At 72.7% G+C, this 15898-nt stretch carries 16 protein-coding genes; 6 read left to right on the top strand and 10 right to left on the bottom strand.

The window, feature by feature from the left end; genetic code table 11:
- Positions 1-39: 39 nt before the first annotated feature.
- Positions 40-447 (top strand): hypothetical protein, encoded by a 408-nt coding sequence (locus ACXJKA_RS01765; RefSeq protein WP_456823444.1) that lies wholly within the window; start codon positions 40-42, stop codon positions 445-447.
- Positions 448-457: 10 nt separating this feature from the next.
- Here the strand turns inward: ACXJKA_RS01765 and ACXJKA_RS01770 are convergent, their stop codons facing one another.
- Positions 458-1456, bottom strand: a complete 999-nt coding sequence (locus tag ACXJKA_RS01770) for an alpha/beta hydrolase (RefSeq protein WP_456823445.1) — start codon at positions 1454-1456, stop codon at positions 458-460.
- Positions 1457-1485: 29 nt separating this feature from the next.
- Positions 1486-3003, bottom strand: coding sequence for an arabinosylfuranosidase ArfA (arfA, locus tag ACXJKA_RS01775; protein WP_456823446.1), 1518 nt, complete (start codon positions 3001-3003; stop codon positions 1486-1488).
- 134 nt (positions 3004-3137) lie between these two features.
- Here arfA and ACXJKA_RS01780 point away from each other — a divergent pair, with 134 nt between their 5' ends.
- The 4 genes from ACXJKA_RS01780 to ACXJKA_RS01795 are packed head-to-tail and all read left to right on the top strand — an operon-like array spanning position 3138 to position 6831.
- Positions 3138-4592 (top strand): Gfo/Idh/MocA family protein, encoded by a 1455-nt coding sequence (locus tag ACXJKA_RS01780; protein ID WP_456823447.1) that lies wholly within the window; start codon positions 3138-3140, stop codon positions 4590-4592.
- The gene (locus tag ACXJKA_RS01785; protein ID WP_456823448.1) at positions 4589-5503 is read left to right on the top strand and encodes a DUF6807 domain-containing protein; all 915 of its coding nucleotides are present in this window, start codon (positions 4589-4591) and stop codon (positions 5501-5503) included. Before ACXJKA_RS01780 ends, ACXJKA_RS01785 begins: the two co-directional genes overlap by 4 nt.
- 25 nt (positions 5504-5528) lie before the next feature.
- Positions 5529-6260: a cupin domain-containing protein gene (locus ACXJKA_RS01790; protein ID WP_456823449.1), complete on the top strand. Its 732-nt coding sequence runs from the start codon at positions 5529-5531 to the stop codon at positions 6258-6260.
- Positions 6261-6318: 58 nt separating this feature from the next.
- Positions 6319-6831, top strand: coding sequence for a hypothetical protein (locus ACXJKA_RS01795; RefSeq protein ID WP_456823450.1), 513 nt, complete (start codon positions 6319-6321; stop codon positions 6829-6831).
- A 1-nt stretch (position 6832) separates the two neighbouring features.
- Here the strand turns inward: ACXJKA_RS01795 and ACXJKA_RS01800 are convergent, their stop codons facing one another.
- Both ACXJKA_RS01800 and ACXJKA_RS01805 read right to left on the bottom strand, forming a co-directional pair.
- On the bottom strand, positions 6833-8479 hold the full coding sequence (locus ACXJKA_RS01800) for a bifunctional 3'-5' exonuclease/DNA polymerase (RefSeq protein WP_456823451.1): 1647 nt from the start codon (positions 8477-8479) through the stop codon (positions 6833-6835).
- A 34-nt stretch (positions 8480-8513) separates the two neighbouring features.
- A complete protein-coding gene (locus tag ACXJKA_RS01805; protein ID WP_456823452.1) occupies positions 8514-9179 on the bottom strand; it encodes an NAD(P)-dependent oxidoreductase in 666 nt (221 codons plus the stop codon).
- Between the two features lie 64 nt (positions 9180-9243).
- Between ACXJKA_RS01805 and ACXJKA_RS01810 the strand changes: the two genes are divergently transcribed.
- A complete protein-coding gene (locus ACXJKA_RS01810; protein WP_456823453.1) occupies positions 9244-9729 on the top strand; it encodes a MarR family transcriptional regulator in 486 nt (161 codons plus the stop codon).
- Between the two features lie 6 nt (positions 9730-9735).
- Here the strand turns inward: ACXJKA_RS01810 and ACXJKA_RS01815 are convergent, their stop codons facing one another.
- The 6 genes from ACXJKA_RS01815 to ACXJKA_RS01840 form a co-directional block, all read right to left on the bottom strand.
- Positions 9736-10035: a putative quinol monooxygenase gene (locus ACXJKA_RS01815; RefSeq protein WP_456823454.1), complete on the bottom strand. Its 300-nt coding sequence runs from the start codon at positions 10033-10035 to the stop codon at positions 9736-9738.
- Positions 10032-10454 carry a DUF6157 family protein gene (locus ACXJKA_RS01820; protein WP_456823455.1) on the bottom strand — a complete coding sequence of 141 codons (423 nt, stop codon included), beginning with the start codon at positions 10452-10454 and terminating at the stop codon, positions 10032-10034. The genes ACXJKA_RS01815 and ACXJKA_RS01820 overlap by 4 nt, the downstream gene beginning before the upstream one ends.
- Positions 10455-10488: 34 nt before the next feature.
- Positions 10489-11700: an ABC transporter permease gene (locus ACXJKA_RS01825; RefSeq protein ID WP_456823456.1), complete on the bottom strand. Its 1212-nt coding sequence runs from the start codon at positions 11698-11700 to the stop codon at positions 10489-10491.
- Complete coding sequence (locus tag ACXJKA_RS01830; RefSeq protein ID WP_456823457.1) at positions 11697-12632, bottom strand: ABC transporter ATP-binding protein; 936 nt, start codon at positions 12630-12632, stop codon at positions 11697-11699. The genes ACXJKA_RS01825 and ACXJKA_RS01830 overlap by 4 nt, the downstream gene beginning before the upstream one ends.
- Before the next feature lie 68 nt (positions 12633-12700).
- Entirely contained in the window at positions 12701-14671 is a 1971-nt protein-coding gene (locus tag ACXJKA_RS01835; RefSeq protein ID WP_456823458.1) for a beta-galactosidase, read from the bottom strand.
- A complete protein-coding gene (locus tag ACXJKA_RS01840) occupies positions 14668-15786 on the bottom strand; it encodes a Gfo/Idh/MocA family protein (RefSeq protein WP_456823459.1) in 1119 nt (372 codons plus the stop codon). Before ACXJKA_RS01840 ends, ACXJKA_RS01835 begins: the two co-directional genes overlap by 4 nt.
- Positions 15787-15898: the final 112 nt, after the last annotated feature.

Genomic DNA, 15898 nt, shown 5'->3' on the forward strand with positions numbered 1-15898 from the left:
TTGAGTGACTATATCTGCCAGATATGATTCGATCGCCTCATGACACAGGAGAACGAGCAGGCGGGTCGGCTGGCTGCGGGCCTCATGGCGACGACGGCGGCGTTCCAGGCGGCGCTGGCACTGGGTGCACCGTGGGGTGAGGCCGCGTACGGCGGTGCGACGTCCGGGGTGCTGTCGTCGCAGCAGCGGGTGTCGAGCGCGATCGCCGTCCCGGTCTACCTCGCCGTCGCCGCGGTGGCGACCGGTCGGCTGGGCTCGCCGACCGTGCGGCGGCGCGTGCTGCGGGTGGCGTCGGTGGCGATGGCGGCCGGCGCCGTGCTCAACCTCGCGTCGCCCTCGCTCGTCGAGCGCCTGCTCTGGGTGCCGGTGACCGTGCTCGCCTCGGTCGCGCTGTGGCGCGCCGCGCCCACCCGCCCGGATGTCCCGGGCGCACCCGTGGCCGCCTGACGGACTCACTTCACGGCAGCGCCTCGACGAACTCCTGGATCGCCGCCAGTGCCTCCTGGCCCGCGTCCGTGGTGACGTGGAACTGGAACTCGTGGCCGACGGGCGGCACGTGGTCGGCGTCGAAGAACAGGGTCTCCAGCGGGACGTGGAGCTCCTCGAGCCTGGCGACGAGCGACAGCGAGTGCCTCAGTGCCGGGTCGGCGTTGCCGCAGGACACGAGCGTCGGCGGGAAGTCGGCCGTGAGGTGCTCGACCACGGAGATCCCTGCGAAGCGCGGGTTGTCCAGGTAGTCGGTGGTGCCGGTGAACGACCGCATCACCGAGTCGACGAACCACCGGTCCCGGCCGTGCAGCCCGCGGGCGAGCGACATGTCGAAGACACCGCAGAACAGCAGGGTGCCGATGATCTGGTCGGGGCTGATCCGCGGGTGGGCGTCGATCGAGGCCGCGTAGGCAGGGCTCACGACCATCCCCGTCACCTGCGACGCGATCTGCGCGCCCGCGGAGTCGCCCGCCAGCACCAGCCGCTGCGCGTCGACGCCGAGCTCGTCGGCGTGCTCGGTGAGGTACGCGAGCGCGTCGAGGACCTGCAGCGCGGGCGTCGGGTACGTGGCGCGCGGGGCGATCGAGTAGCCGATCCCGACCACGGTGCACCCGCCGCCGGCGACCACCCGCAGGTAGTTGGCGATGAGGTCCTTGCTGCCCGACAGCCAGGCGCCGCCGTGCACCCACACGATCGTCGGCAGCGTCCCGTCCGAGGTCGTGGACCGGTGCACGTCCAGGCGCGCGTCGCGGTCGCCGTCTCGGTACGGGATGTCGAGCCGGGACACCACGTCGACGGGGACGAACGGCGCGGTCGCCGTGAACCGCGCGTGACCGTTCCGGTCGAAGCTGCGGCGCAGCACCACCGACGCGGGCCGCGGACTGAGACGCGCGGCGATCCCGAAGCCGACCAGCCCGGCCGCGAGCAGGCCGACCAGCCAACCGAAACCGAGCGCGAGGCGTCTCATGGTCCGATCGTGCCACCGACACCTCATCGTCAGGTGCGCGTGAGGGTCCCCGGCAGCGCCGTCCAGGACTCGGGCGCGAGGGTCACGACGGTGCTGCCGACGCCGCCGACCGGTCCGTCGACCTCCGACACGTGCCGCTCGGCGACCGCGGCGGCGTGCTCGGGCCCGTCGACGGCGGGCTCGTGGTCGGCCGTCACCTGCACGCCACGGCCGAAGGCGAGCGTGACGCCCGGGTGGGAGACCTCGACCTCGACGGGCTCGGCGGAGCGGTTGACCAGGAACACGGCCACGTCGGACCCGTCCAGCGTGGCGGCGGCGGTGACCACGGGCACGTCGCCGTGGGCCGTCGTCGGCAGGGACGGGGACGACACGCGCAGGTCGAGTGCGGTGCCGCGGGCCAGGCGCGCCGTCGTCGCGAAGGGGTGGAACGTGGGCTGCTGCCAGGCAGGGCCGCCGGGCTCGGTCATGATCGGCGCGATGACGTTGACCAGCTGGGCGAGGCAGGCGACGGGCACGCGGTCGGCGTGGTTGAGCAGGGTGACCAGCAGGTCGCCGACGACCACGGCGTCGAGCGCCGAGTAGACGTCCTCGATGATCCGCGGGGCGTCGCGCTGCAGCGGCAGGTTCTTCTCGCCGGGGAAGCGCGACTGCAGGTACCAGACGTTCCACTCGTCGAACGAGATGCTGATCTGCTTGTCGGAGCGGCGGCGGGCGGCGACGGCGTCGGCGGACGCGACGACCCGGCGGATGAACCGGTCCATCGAGGTGCCCGACCCGAGGAACGAGGCGCGGTCGCCGTCGAGCTCCTCGTAGTAGGCGTGCATCGAGACGTGGTCCACGACGTCCCACGTGTGCTCGAGGACGGTCTGCTCCCAGGAGCCGAAGGTGTCCATCATCATCGACGACGAGCCGCAGACGACCAGCTCGATCGACGGGTCCACCAGCCGCATGGCCTTGCCGGCCTCCGCGGCGAGCTTGCCGTACTCGTCGGCGTCCTTGTGCCCGATCTGCCAAGGGCCGTCCATCTCGTTGCCGAGGCACCACAGCTTCACGGCGTACGGCTGCTCGCGGCCGTTCGCGATGCGCAGGTCCGCCCACCGCGAGCCGGCCTCGCCGTTGCAGTACTCGACGAGCGCCGCCGCCGCGGCCACCCCGCGGGTACCCAGGTTGACGGCCATCATCGGCTCGATGCCCTCGCGCTCGGCCCACTGCAGGAACTCGTCGGTGCCCACGGTGTTGGGCTCGATGGTCCGCCAGGCCAGGTCGATGAACGGCTTGCGCTCGTCGACGGGCCCGACCCCGTCTTCCCACACGTAGTTGGAGACGAAGTTCCCGCCCGGGTAGCGGACCATGCTGACGCCGAGCTCGCGGGTCAGGTCGGCCACGTCGCGGCGGAAGCCGTGCTCGTCGGCCGACTCGTGGCCCGGCTCGTAGATGCCCGTGTAGACCGCGCGGCCCAGGTGCTCGACGAACGAGCCGAAGACGCGGCGGTCGATCTCGCCCACGCGGAAGTCGGGGTGGAGCAGGACGGTGGCGCGCTGGGTCATCGGGTTCTCCTGTGTGCACGATCGGGTCCCCGGGGGCCTGTCCGAGAACGGGGGACAACGCTTAGGCTACTCACGACGGACAACGCTTTCCGCAGTCCGGCGCAACGAGGCGACGACACACACCGAGGACACCCGTGAGCGACCAGAACCCCACCGCACCGCGTCCCGCATCCAGCAGCAGCACCGCGGCGAGCGACGGCGTCATCCCGGAGTTCGCTCCCGCCCCCGCAGGCGAGCAGCTGCGTTACGCGGTCGTCGGCACCGGTCACCGCGCGGGCATGTACATCGGCGCGATCACGGGTGAGCACGCGGACGTCGCGTCGCTGGTCGCGCTGCTCGACACCAACCCCGGTCGCATGGCGTACTACGAGACCGTCGCGTCGGAGGCGCTCGGCCGGCCCGCGTCGCTGCCCACGTACGTGCCCGACGGGCTGGAGAAGATGATCGCGGAGGAGTCGGTCGACGTGATCATCGTGACCGCGCCCGACCACGCCCACGCGGAGCTGGTCGCGCGTGCGCTGGCCGCCGGCGCCGACGTGGTCGTCGAGAAGCCGCTCACCATCGACCGGCCGGGCTGCCGCCGCATCACACGCGCGGTCGCGGAGACCGGCCGCGACGTCGTCATGACCTTCAACTACCGCTACGCCCCGCGGAACTCCTCGCTGCGCCAGGTCATCGCGTCGGGCGAGATCGGCGAGGTGACCAGCGTGCACTTCGAGTGGGCGCTCGACACCGTGCACGGTGCCGACTACTTCCGGCGCTGGCACCGCGACAAGAGGAACTCTGGCGGGCTGCTGGTGCACAAGTCGAGCCACCACTTCGACCTGGTCAACTGGTGGATCGGCGACGTCCCGTCCCGGGTGTACGCGCGCGGCGGCCTCAAGTTCTACGGCGACCGCAACGCCGCGGACCGCGGGCTCGGCGCGCGCCCCGCGCGCGGCACCGGCGTCGTCGGCGACCCGTTCACGCTCGACCTCAACGACGACCCGCGCCTCGCGTCGCTCTACCTCGACGCCGAGCACCACGACGGCTACCTGCGCGACCAGGACGTGTTCGGCCCCGGCATCACGATCGAGGACAACATGGCGCTGCTCGTCGACTACCGGCGCGGGGCCACCCTCACCTACTCGCTCAACGCGCACAGTCCTTGGGAGGGCTACCGCGTCACCGTCAACGGCACGGCTGGTCGGGCCGAGCTCGAGGTGGTCGAGCGGGGGGCGATCGAGCTCGACGAGCAGGGCAAGGCGATCCTCGACCCGTCGGCGACGCCCTCGTTCGTGGGCGACGCCCTGCGCCCCGAGGGCGAGCGGCTGCTGGTGCAGAAGCACTGGGAGCGGGCGACCGAGTACCCGATCCCGGACGGCATCGGCGGCCACGGCGGTGGCGACGCCATCCTGCTCAAGGACGTGTTCCGGCGGCATCTGCGGGTGTCACAGGATGCGCTCGGAAGGCCGGCCGGGTACCTCGACGGGCTGCGGGCCGTCTCCGTCGGCATCGCCGCCAACCAGTCGCTGGTCACCGGCCTGCCCGTGACGATCGTCGACCTGGACCTGGGCGCGGACCTCGCTCTGCCGGCGAGCGCCTCGTGAGCCTCTCCGCCCTCCACGACGTCGGACGCGCGATCGATGTCGTCGCCGACGGCACCACGCTCGCGCAGTACGTCTACGTCCCCACCGACGTGCAGCTGGAGAGCCCGCGGCCCTACCTGCACCCGGTCCGCACCCGCGGCGGAGACCTGGTCACCGCGTTCCGCCCGCACGACCACGTCTGGCACAAGGGCATCGCCTGGTCGCTCCCGGTGGTCGGCGACCACAACTTCTGGGGCGGGCCCACGTACGTGCACGGCGAGGGGTACGTCCAGCTGGAGAACGACGGGTCGATGGATCACGTCGCGCTCACCTCGCTGTCGGTGTCACCGGATCGCGTCGACGTCGCGCACACGCTCGCCTGGCACACCCAGGCGCGCGAGCACGTCATCGACGAGCAGCGGTCGCTCGCCTTCGTCGTGCCCTCGTCGCGCGACGACGCCTGGGTGCTGACCTTCACGACGACCATGACCAACGTCTCGGCCGCCGACCTCACCATCGGGTCGCCGACCACCCGCGGCCGGGAGAACGCCGGCTACGGGGGGCTCTTCTGGCGCGGGCCGCGGTCGTTCACCGGCGGGACGCTGCTCGCCCCCGACTTCTCGGGCGGCGAGGAGATCCGCGGGACCCGGGGGCCGTGGATGGGGTTCGTCGGCCGGCACGACGAGACCGGCGGCGCGTCGACGGTGGTCATCGTGGACGGGACCGGCAACCCCTCGCACCCGCCCCAGTGGTTCGCCCGCACGGAGCTGTTCGGCTGCCTCAACCCGGCACCGTTCTTCTCCACCGAGGTGCCGTTCGCGCCCGGTGACTCGCTCACCTTCCGGTACGCGGTCGTGGTCGCCGACGGAGCGTCGAACCCCGCGACGGCCGCCGAGCTCGCCGGGCTCGGCATGGACGTGCTGCCGTCGTGAGGCTCGTCGGCGGGATGCTGGTCGCATGAACGGACTTCCCGGCGGCGTCTCGGTCAGCCACCTGCGCGTGTACGACTGGCCGGCGTCCGACGGGGTCGGCCTGTCAGGCAGCGGGTCGCCGCACCTGCACGTCGTGTCGTCGGAGGCCTACGTCGTCCTGGGCGGGTCCGGCTCGGTGCACACGCTCGGGCCGTCCGGGTCCACCGTGCACCCGCTGCGGCCGGGCTCGATCGTGTCGTTCGGTCCCGGCGTCGTGCACCGCGCCGTGAACGACGGCGACCTCGAGGTGCTCGTCCTCATGTCCAACGCCGGCCTGCCCGAGGCCGGAGACGCGGTGCTCACCTTCCCCGCGGCCGTCCTCGCCGACCCGGTCGCCTACCGGGCCGCCGCGACGCTGCCCGGGGGTTCGGCGTCCGACGACGAGATCGCGGCGGCCGCCCGGCGTCGGCGCGACCTCGCGCTCGAGGGGTACGCCGAGCTGGGTGACGCCGTCGACCGGCTCGGCGCGGCCGCGGCCCTCGAGCCGCTGCACGAGGCGGCCGCCAGGATCGTGCGGACCTTCGTGCCGCACTGGCAGGACGTGTGGACCCGCACGGTGTACCGCGAGACCGAGTCCACGGCCGCCGCGCTCGAGGGCCTGGTCCGCGGTGTCGCGCCCCACCTCGCACGCGGCGTCGCGACGGCGACCGAGGCCGACCCGGCGCCGCGGAGGTACGGCATGTGCGGTCGGCTGCAGACGTGGCCGACGGGCCCGTGACGCACCTCGGTGGATCGTGAGACACCATGGGTGCATGCGGGTCGATGACGGAGGTTTGATGGTTACGGACAACAGCTCGATCACATTCGTCGGGCGATTCCTGCGCAGCAAGGGCCCGGCGGAGCTGCTGTACGGAGCGCTCGTCTCGGCCGTCGTGCTCGCGACGACGAGCGCCAACGTGGAGAGCGGCGAGACCGTCCTGATCGCGACCGCCCTTGTGTCGGTCACGTACTGGCTGGCCCACGTGTACGCGGACGCGGTGGGCGGGCGGTTCGAGGACATCCACCACCCGTCCCACCATCGCCTCCGGCACGCACTGAAGAACAACACCGGCGTCCTGCTGGGCAGCATCCCCGTGCTGGTCGTGTTCCTCCTCGGGCGCCTCCTCGGCATGACCGTCGCGAACGCCGCCTTCCTCGCCCTCTGGTTCACGGTCGCGATGCTCGCGGCCGTGGCGGCCCTCGCAGCCCACCGGGCCGGGGTCCGCGGCGGCAAGCTCGTCGCGGAGACGGCCGCGGCCGCCGCCTTCGGGCTGCTCGTCATCGCCCTCAAGCTGATCCTCAGCCACTGACCTACTTCGCCTGGTCGTAGGACCCCACGACCGCGACGTTCAGCGCGAAGTCGACGGGCGTGGCCCCGAACAGCAGCCGCCCGGCCTCGATGGCGGACTCGCGGACCGCGTCAGCCACCTCGGCGGCGACGTCGACCGGGGAGTGCACCATGACCTCGTCGTGCAGGAAGAACACCAGGTGCGGCCGGCCGTCGATCGCGAGCAGCCGACGGCGCAGCGACGCCATCCAGCACAGCGCCCACTCGGCGGCGGTGCCCTGGACGATGAAGTTGCGCGTGAACCGCCCCCAGTCACGGCCGCGCCGGCGGGCCGCCCGCACGTCGTCGGCAGCCGCGCCCTCGGCCGAGGCGGCCGCGAGCTCGGCCTGCCAGGAGGCGTCGGGACGGGGGGACGTGCGGCCCAGCCAGGTGGACACGACGTCGCCGCGCTCACCGGCGCGCGCACCAGCCTCGACCAGCGCGACCGCGCGCGGATAGGCCGTGGTCAGCCTCGGCATGAGGACGGCCGAGGGACCGGTGGTCGCCCCGTAGATGGCGCCGAGCATCGCGTACTTGGCCTCGGAACGGGTCTCGACGATGCCCGCGTCGACCACGCCCTGGTAGAGGTCCGCCTGACGGCCGGCCGCGGCCATGGCGCCGTCGCCGGACATCGCGGCCAGCACCCGGGGCTCCAGCTGGGCGGCGTCGGCGACGACGAGCGTCCAGCCGGGATCCGCCCGCACGGCCGCGCGGACGGTCGCGGGCAGCTGCAGGGCGCCCCCGCCGCTGGTGGCCCAGCGCCCGGTCACCACGCCACCGGGCACGTAGTCGGGCCGGAACCGCCCGTCGTGCACCCACGCGTCCATCCAGGCCCACCCGTTGGCACTGAGCAGGCGGGACAGCTTCTTGTAGGCGAGCAGCGGCTCGCGCACCGGATGGTCCAGCTCCTTGATCTCCCACGTGCGCGTGGACTCGACGTCGCACCCGGCCGATCGCAGCCCGCGCAGCAGGTCGGGCTGCGAGTCGAGGTTGAGCGAGGGCTGCCCGAGCGCCGCGCGGACCTCGTCGGCGAGCGCCTCGAGCTTGGCGGGCCGCCCGGCGCGAGGGCGCGGGCCCAGCAGGTCGGTGAGCAGGGCGTCGTGGGCCTCGACGCTCCACGGCATGCCGTCGTGCTGCATCTCGGCGGCGATCAGGGCACCCGTGGACTCGGCCGCGAGGAGCAGGCGGAGGCGACCGGGCTCGTCGGCGCCCGCGACGGCGTCGAGCTGGCGCTGCAGCTCCTCCAGAGGGTCCTCGGGGACCTCCGCCCGGGGCTCGTCGAACAGGCTGACCTCGACGGGCGCCTGGATGCGGGGGGCATCCCAGGGACCGCGGTCCGCCAAGGCCAGCGCCGACGACTGCGAGTACACGCTGCGGCGCAGGATCGCGTGGCAGAGCCGCAGGTCGTGGCAGCGCTCGACGCGCACGCCGGCGGCCAGCAGGGGCGGGTACCGGCGGGACGTGTCGTCCCACACCCAGCGCGGCCGGTCCGCCTCGCGCTCCCGCACGGCCGCGGCCAGGGCATCGCGGGGAACGGCCGTCGACGAGACGAACGTGCCGTCGTCGGTCAGCGCCCGCAGCACGACGACGTCGGGGCGCGACGGGTCGTCGACGAGCAGCAGCAAGGACACGGCTCATGGTCGCAGCCGCGTCCCACACGGCCCGTCAGGACGCGGCGCCCACCACGTGCCCGACGGTCTCGGGCCGGTCGAGCACGCCGAGCATGAGGTCGGCGACGTCCGCCCGCGAGATCGACCAGCCGCCGCGCACGTTCTGGTCGAGCGCGGTCCGGTACGTGCCGGTGAGGGCCTTGTCGGTGAGCTTCGGCGGACGCGCGATCGTCCAGTCGAGACCGCTCGCGCGGACGACGTCCTCCATGGCGGCCAGGTCGGCGTAGTGGTCGTTGAACAGGGTCTTCGCGATGCCGCTGAACAGGTGGCGCATGAAGAACCCGTCGCCCGCGTCGTGCGAGGGCGGGTGCGGGTCGGCCGGGGACGGGACGGTGCCGATGGGGGCCGCGCTGACGACGACGAGCCGCGTGCTGCCGGTGGTGCGCATGGCGTCGACGATCGCCCGGGTGCCGCGGGTCGCGATCCCCTCGTCGGCCTTGGTGCGCGCGCCGAGCCCGGACAGGACCGCGTCCGCGCCGGCGACGGCGTTGGCCAGCGCCGCCGTGTCCCTGTCGAGGTCGACCGTCACGACCCGAGCCGTCGTGCTCGGCAGCCTGCTCGGGTCGCGGACGACCGCGGTGACGTCGTGCCCGGCCGCGGTCGCCTGCTCGAGGATCCGACGTCCGATGCCGCCGGTCGCGGCGATGATCGTGAGCTTCATGGGTGTGCTCCCAGTCCGGTGTACGGTCTTCTCAGAGGTCGAGAAGATATGAGGACCGTAACATATGACTTTCGAAACGTCTGCCGACGACCGTCGCCGCAAGCGCCGGCTCACCCTCGACGTGCGCGACTCGATGCGCGAGCTGAGCATCCAGCTCGACCTGCTCAACCACCAGGTGAGCCAGCGACTCGACATGCGCGACGTCGACCTCGACTGCCTCGACCTCATCGGCCGCCACGGGCCGCTCGGCGCCTCGGCGCTCGCGCGACTGGCCGGCCTGCACCCCGCGACCATGACGGGTGTGCTCGACCGGCTGGAGAAGGGCGGCTGGATCGTCCGCGAGCGTTCCGCCGAGGACCGCCGGGCCGTCGTCGTCCGCGCCGCGAAGGAGCGGGGGGCGGAGATCTACCAGCTGTACTCGGGCATGAACGCGTCCATGGAGGACCTGCTCGACGGGTACTCGGAGCGGGACCTCACGGTCATCGCCGACTTCCTGACCCGGGCGCGGGAGGCCGGCGTGGCGGCGACGGGGGAGCTGGCGCGGGACTGAGGGACGTCACGCCCCCAGCCCGCCGACGACCTCGCCCTCGACGCTGGTGAACTCCCCGGCCAGCATCGGCATCGCCTCCGCGATCGCGGCGCGCGTGCCCGGCAGCTGCAGCGAGGCGGCGTGGTGGGCGGCCGACTCCCAGACCTCGGACACGATGATCAGGTCCTCGTCGCCGTGGGCCAGGGACACGACGTACGACCGGCAGCCGACCTCCGCCAGGGCGTCGGTCGAGCGCAGCAGGATCTCGACCACCGCCGAGCGCCGGCCGGGAAGCGTCCGCATGGTCCCCACGTACGAGTAGGTCATCTCCGCGAGCTCCGCATCGCCGCGGTCACGGCGACGGGCGACCCGTCGGGTGCGACGCCGGCGGCCAGGGCGTCGTAGTCGGACGAGCCCACGGCGTACACCGCCAGCCGGCCGCCGGGGTCGGCGTGGATGCCCCAGCCGTACCGCTTGCCCAGCTCGCTGGATCGCAGGCAGGCGTGCGACCGGGAGTAGAACGCGGCCCACTCGGCGGCCGACGACGGATCGACGCCATGGCGCGACGCCCAGACCCGGAAGATCACGTCGGACGACCGCAGCTCGTACGGCGCGGAGGCGATCAGGTCGTAGGTTGCCGACGCGATGGTGGGTGCGTCACCGCGCGGCGCGGGCGGCGCCCCGGCGACGGCCGCCGTGTCCGGCGCCACCGCGATGAACGTGGAGGTGTAGTCGACGTTCTCCATGACGCCAGACGCTAGACCGGAGCACTGACAGCTCTTACGACGAGCTCAACGCGTCCTTGAGCTTGATCCGACCGCCGCTGCGCAGCACCGCGTTGGAGTAGACCCGCCCCGCCAGCCACACCAGCACGGGGATGAGGGCCAGCGACAGCCCGAGCGAGAGGGCGACCTCCCACGGCTCGACCTCGCCCAGCGCGATGCGCATCGGCATGAGCAGCGGCGCGCAGAACGGGACGAACGACAGCCACACCACCAGCGGGTTCGTCGGGTCCCACGGCGCGATGCTCACGCCGATGATGTACGGCACCATCATCAGCGTCATGACGGGCGCGGTCACCGAGCCGACGTCCTCCTGCCGGGAGACCAGGGCCGCCAACGCGCCGAGCGCCAGCGCGTACATGGTGAAGCCGACGATGAACCAGATGATCACCCAGAGCGCGGTCGAGCCGAGGTTGATGGAGCTGGAGTCGACGAGGCCCAGGGCGAACGCCGTGCCCGCGCCGGAGGCGACGACGAGCACCACCTGCGACAGGCCGATCACCCCGATGCCCAGCACCTTGCCGGCCATGAGCTGCCACGGCCGGACGGTCGCCAGCAGCAGCTCGACCACGCGGCTCGACTTCTCCTCCACCACGCCCTGCGCCACCAGCTGCCCGGCGGTCATGAGCGAGATGAACAGCAGGATCCCGGCGACGAACCCGGCGACGATCTGCCCGCCGTCGCGCTCCGGCTCGGGCTCCAGCGCGGTGACCGCGGGCGACGCCTGAGCGATCTCGCGGCCGACCTCGCCGGGGTCGCCCCCGAGCTCGGTCACGGCCGACGACAGCGCCTCCTGCTGCGCCAGCGAGGCGAACACGGGCGCGAGCGGGTCGGGGAGCTTGGTGTGCACGACGACGGTCAGCGGGTCCGTCGAGGTCACCAGCGCGCCGATCGTCCCGTCCTTGAGCAGCGCCTCGCCGGCCTGCTGGTCGGCAACCTCCTGCGTCTCGATGGTGGCGCCGGTGACCTTGCCCGTGGCGACGATCTGGTCGGCGACGCCCGCAGCCTCGGCCGTGACGCCGACGTGCTGCGTCGAGTCCTGCTTGTCGACGAAGCTGAGCAGCACCCCGCCCAGGACCACGGCCGCGACCAGCGCGATCGTCGTCCAGACGAAGGCCTTGGACCGGATGCGGGTGCTGATCTCGCGGCCCGCGATGAGGCGCACGGCCGCGCCCGAGGACAGCTCGACGAGGGTCGGTCGGGGGGTCATGCGGACACCGCCTGCTTCTCCGTGGCGTCAGCGTCGGTGCTGACCACGTGCCGGTAGAGCTCGGTGAGCGACGGGCGCAGCAGGCTGAACTCGCGCACCGCGCCGGCCGCCAGGGCCGCCCGCAGGATCTGCTGGTCGGCGTCGTCGGCAGACTGCCCCTGCACCTCGACCACCGACCGCGGCCCGTCCGTCGACACCACGCGCGCCGACGGCACCGCCGACACCCACGACGCCGCGGGAGGCCCGTCCACCACCCAGCGGCGGTGGTCGGTGCGACGCAGCTCCTCGATCCCACCGAACGCCACCATCGACCCGCTCTTGATGATGCCGACCCGGTCGCACAGCGCCTCGACCAGCTCGAGCTGGTGCGACGAAAACAGGACGGGAACGCCCGCCGCGGCCTGGTCGCGCAGCACCCCGCTCATCACGTCGACCGCGACGGGATCGAGGCCCGAGAACGGCTCGTCGAGCACCAGGATCTCGGGGGAGTGGACCAGCGCCGCGGCCAGCTGCACGCGCTGCTGGTTACCGAGCGACAGCTTGAGGATCTCGTCGCCACGCCGCTCCGCTATGCCCAGCACCTCGGTCCAGTGCTCCATCGCGTCCGTGGCGGACGAGGCCGACAGCCCGTGCAGCTTCGCCAGGTAGACCAGCTGGTCGCTGACCTTCATGCGCGGGTACAGGCCGCGCTCCTCGGGCATGTACCCGATGCGCCGCCGCACGGCATGGTCGACCGGCCTGCCGTCCCAGCGCACCTCGCCCGAGTCGGCCTCCAGCACGCCGAGCACGATCCGCATGGTCGTCGACTTGCCGGCCCCGTTGGAGCCGACGAAGCCGACGATCTCGCCCGCGCGCACCTCCATCGAGAGGTCGCGGAGCGCGCGGATGTCGCCGTAGGTCTTGTTGAGGGACTCCATCGTCAGTGCGGCCATGCGTCCCATCGAAACAGACGGCACCGACGAAAGGCGACGAGATACGGACAACCGGAGGTGGTTCTCGGTCAGCCTTCCCGGACCACGGCGACCCCGCCCGCGGCGACCACCAGCGCACCCGCCACGGCCTCGTCGCGCAGCAGCTCGTGCCCGCTCGCCGCGACCGTGACCTCGTCGTTCGTGTGGTTGAGGACGAACAGCCACGACCGGCCGTCGGCGCCGTGGCGTCGCACGATCTCGACCCCGTCCGGCGCGTCGGCGGGCGTCAGCCCGGCCTCGGCGACCAGCGCGTCGGTCACGGCCTGCAGCCCGTCGGCGTCGAGCCGCGTCGCGAGGTACCAGGCCGCGCCCGCGCCGACGGTCCGGCGCGTCAGGGCGGGCCAGCCGGCGAGGTCGCCGTCGGCGAACGTGCGGACCGCGGCGGTGCCCTCGGTCAGGTGGATCTGCTCGGACCAGACGTCCGCCGACGACCCGTCGTCCAGCGTCAGCGTCTCGCCGTCCTGCAGCGCCCAGATCTCCTCGGACCGGACGCCCAGCAGCTCCCGGAACGCGCCCGGGTAGCCGCCGAGGCGGATGTGGTCGTGCTCGTCGACGATCCCGGAGAAGTACGTGACCAGCACCGACGCCCCGTCGGCCGCCGCGGCCGCGATGTTCACCGCGTCCGCGTCCGTCACCAGGTAGAGAGTCGGCACGACGACGAGCGAGTAGCCCGACAGGTCCGCCGAGGGCCGCACGATGTCCACGGTGATGTTCCGCTGCCACAGCGCCCGGTAGTGCGCGAGCACGCGGTCCGGGTAGGTGACCGCGGCGGACGGGTGGCTGTCCAGCTCGGTGCCCCACCAGGCCGGGTAGTCGAAGACGATCGCGGCCTGGGCGCGGACCCGGCTGTCGGAGACCTCGGACAGGGCCTTCAGTGCCGACCCCAGCGCGACCGTGTTCCGCCACACGTCGGTGTCCGTGCCCGCGTGCGGCAGCATCGCCGAGTGGAACTTCTCCGCCCCCGCGGCGGACTGCCGCCACTGGAAGAACATCACCGCGTCGGCGCCGCGGGCCACGTGGGCCAGCGAGTGCCGGAGCATCTCGCCCGGCCGCTTCGTGCGGTTGCGCGGCTGCCAGTTCACCGCGCTCGTCGAGTGCTCCATGAGCATCCACGGCTCGCCACCGGCCACCCCGCGGGTCAGGTCGGCGCTGAACGCGAGCTCGATGTGCGCCTCGGGGTCGTGGGCGCGCGTGTAGTGGTCGTTGGCGATGACGTCGAGGTCGTCGGCCCAGGAGAAGTAGTCCATCCACTTCGTGCCGGTCGACAGCATGAGGTTGGTCGTCGTCGGGATGTCCGGCGTGACCTCGCGCAGGACGTCCCGCAGCGCGCGGTAGTGGACCAGGAGCTCGTCGGAGCTGTAGCGCGCGAAGTCGAGCTGCTGCGTCGGGTTCGGGTACGTCGGCGCGCTGCGCGGGGGCAGCACCTCGTCGAAGTCGTCGTACCGCTGCGACCAGAACGCCGTGCCCCAGGCGTCGTTGAGCGCCTCGACGGTGCCGTACCGGTCCGCGAGCCAGCGCCGGAAGGCCGCCGCGGCGTCGTCGGAGAAGTCGTGCGGCACGTGGCAGCCGAGCTCGTTGTCCACGTGCCAGATCGCGAGGGCGGGGTGGTCCTTGTAGCGCTCGGCCATCGTCCGCGTCATGCGCAGCGCGTACTCGCGGTACAGCGGCGCGGACACCCGGTACGCCTGCCGACCACCCGGGTGCAGCACCGTCCCGTCGGCCAGCACCGGCAGCAGCTCGGGGTGCTTGCGGGTCAGCCACGGGGGCGGGCTGGCGGTCGCCGTCGCGAGCGCGACCTTGATGCCCGCGGCGGCCAGCCGGTCGAGCACGTCGTCCAGCCAGCCGAAGTCGTGCTCGCCCTCGCGCGGCTCCAGCTGCGCCCAGCTGAAGATCCCGACGCTGACCAGCGTCACGCCGGCCTGCTGCATGAGCTCCACGTCCTCGATGCGGGTGGCCAGGGGCCACTGCTCGGGGTTGTAGTCGCCGCCGTACTGGATCATCGGGTCCTCATCTGTGTGGGTCGCAGGTCTTCGATTCCGTGCAGGAAGCCGTCGCGCAGCTCGCTGCCCGGGGCCAGGTCAGCCTTGGTCACCGGCCGGCCGAGCGAGGCCGACGCGTAGATCGCGGTGACCAGCTCGAGCGAGCGGTGCGGGTCCGCCGCCACCGGCGGCAGGGGCTCACCCGTGCGCAGCGCAGCGTAGACGGCGCGCAGCAGGGGCGTGTGACCGGAGGGTTCGTCGTCGGACGGCAGGGTCCACGACGCCGGCGCCTCCGCCGGTTCGCCGCCTGTGCGGTCGGGGGCCGGTGTGAGCCTCCACGAGCGGGCGTCGTGCCCGTACAGGTGCTCGACCTCGACCGTGCCGAGCGTGGTGTCGACCCGCACGTAGCTGGTCTGGCGCGGCGCGAGCGCCGTGGTCAGCGCCGACACGATCGCGCCGTTGGCGAACCGGATGACGGCGGTCGACGTGTCCTCGGTCTCCAGGTCGCGGTCCAGGCGGAACGCACGCGCGTCCACCTCGGCCCACTCGCCCAGCAGGAAACCCAGCAGGTCGAGCTGGTGGATGCCGAGCCCGAGCAGCGGGCCGCCGCCCTCGGTGGCCCACTTCCCGCGCCACGGGACCGCGTAGTAGTCCTCCTGCTTGCGGTACCAGAGCGTGTGGCAGACGCCGACGAGCGGGCGGCCCAGCGTCCCGTCCGCGAGCAGCTTCTGCACGTGGCCGACGGCGGTCCCGGTGCGCTGCTGGAACACGACGGCATACTGCCGGCCGACCTCGCGGGCGACGTCGAGCACCGCGTCCAGGTCCCTCAGGGAGAGCACCGGCGGCTTCTCGCAGACCACGTGCGCGCCGGCGCGCAGGGCGGCGATCGCCTGGTCCTTGTGCAGGCCGGGCGGGGTGCACAGGTGCACGACGTCGACGGTCTCGGCCGTCAGGAGCTCGTCCAGGCTGTCGTACCGGCCCGGCACCCCGAACTCGTCGGCAAACGCGTCCCGCACCGCCGGGCTGAGGTCCGCGACGGCGACGACCTCCGCCAGCGGGTCCGCGGCCAGGACTGCCGCGTGCGCGTGGGCGATCGCCCCGGTCCCGACGAGGGCGACCCTCAGCACTTCCGTCACGTCCGCTCCTTTGCGTCAACTCTCGACCGTGCCCGGCAACGGTAAGCGCTTGCCTGCCGATCCGTCCATGCGCCGCGGCTCTCTGCGTCGGGCGGACGTGCGGAGACTGGCC

This window comes from Cellulomonas sp. P5_E12 (genome assembly GCF_054049315.1).

What these genes read in the sequence shown, in the direction of transcription:
- ACXJKA_RS01790 (WP_456823449.1), top strand. Translation starts at nt 5,529, where the DNA reads ATGAACGGACTTCCCGGCGGCGTCTCGGTCAGCCACCTGCGCGTGTAC.
- ACXJKA_RS01805 (WP_456823452.1), bottom strand. Translation starts at nt 9,179, where the DNA reads ATGAAGCTCACGATCATCGCCGCGACCGGCGGCATCGGACGTCGGATC.
- ACXJKA_RS01835 (WP_456823458.1), bottom strand. Translation starts at nt 14,671, where the DNA reads ATGATCCAGTACGGCGGCGACTACAACCCCGAGCAGTGGCCCCTGGCC.
- ACXJKA_RS01820 (WP_456823455.1), bottom strand. Translation starts at nt 10,454, where the DNA reads ATGGAGAACGTCGACTACACCTCCACGTTCATCGCGGTGGCGCCGGAC.
- ACXJKA_RS01830 (WP_456823457.1), bottom strand. Translation starts at nt 12,632, where the DNA reads ATGGCCGCACTGACGATGGAGTCCCTCAACAAGACCTACGGCGACATC.
- arfA (WP_456823446.1), bottom strand. Translation starts at nt 3,003, where the DNA reads ATGACCCAGCGCGCCACCGTCCTGCTCCACCCCGACTTCCGCGTGGGC.
- ACXJKA_RS01770 (WP_456823445.1), bottom strand. Translation starts at nt 1,456, where the DNA reads ATGAGACGCCTCGCGCTCGGTTTCGGTTGGCTGGTCGGCCTGCTCGCG.
- ACXJKA_RS01815 (WP_456823454.1), bottom strand. Translation starts at nt 10,035, where the DNA reads ATGACCTACTCGTACGTGGGGACCATGCGGACGCTTCCCGGCCGGCGC.
- ACXJKA_RS01825 (WP_456823456.1), bottom strand. Translation starts at nt 11,700, where the DNA reads ATGACCCCCCGACCGACCCTCGTCGAGCTGTCCTCGGGCGCGGCCGTG.
- ACXJKA_RS01810 (WP_456823453.1), top strand. Translation starts at nt 9,244, where the DNA reads ATGACTTTCGAAACGTCTGCCGACGACCGTCGCCGCAAGCGCCGGCTC.
- ACXJKA_RS01795 (WP_456823450.1), top strand. Translation starts at nt 6,319, where the DNA reads ATGGTTACGGACAACAGCTCGATCACATTCGTCGGGCGATTCCTGCGC.
- ACXJKA_RS01765 (WP_456823444.1), top strand. Translation starts at nt 40, where the DNA reads ATGACACAGGAGAACGAGCAGGCGGGTCGGCTGGCTGCGGGCCTCATG.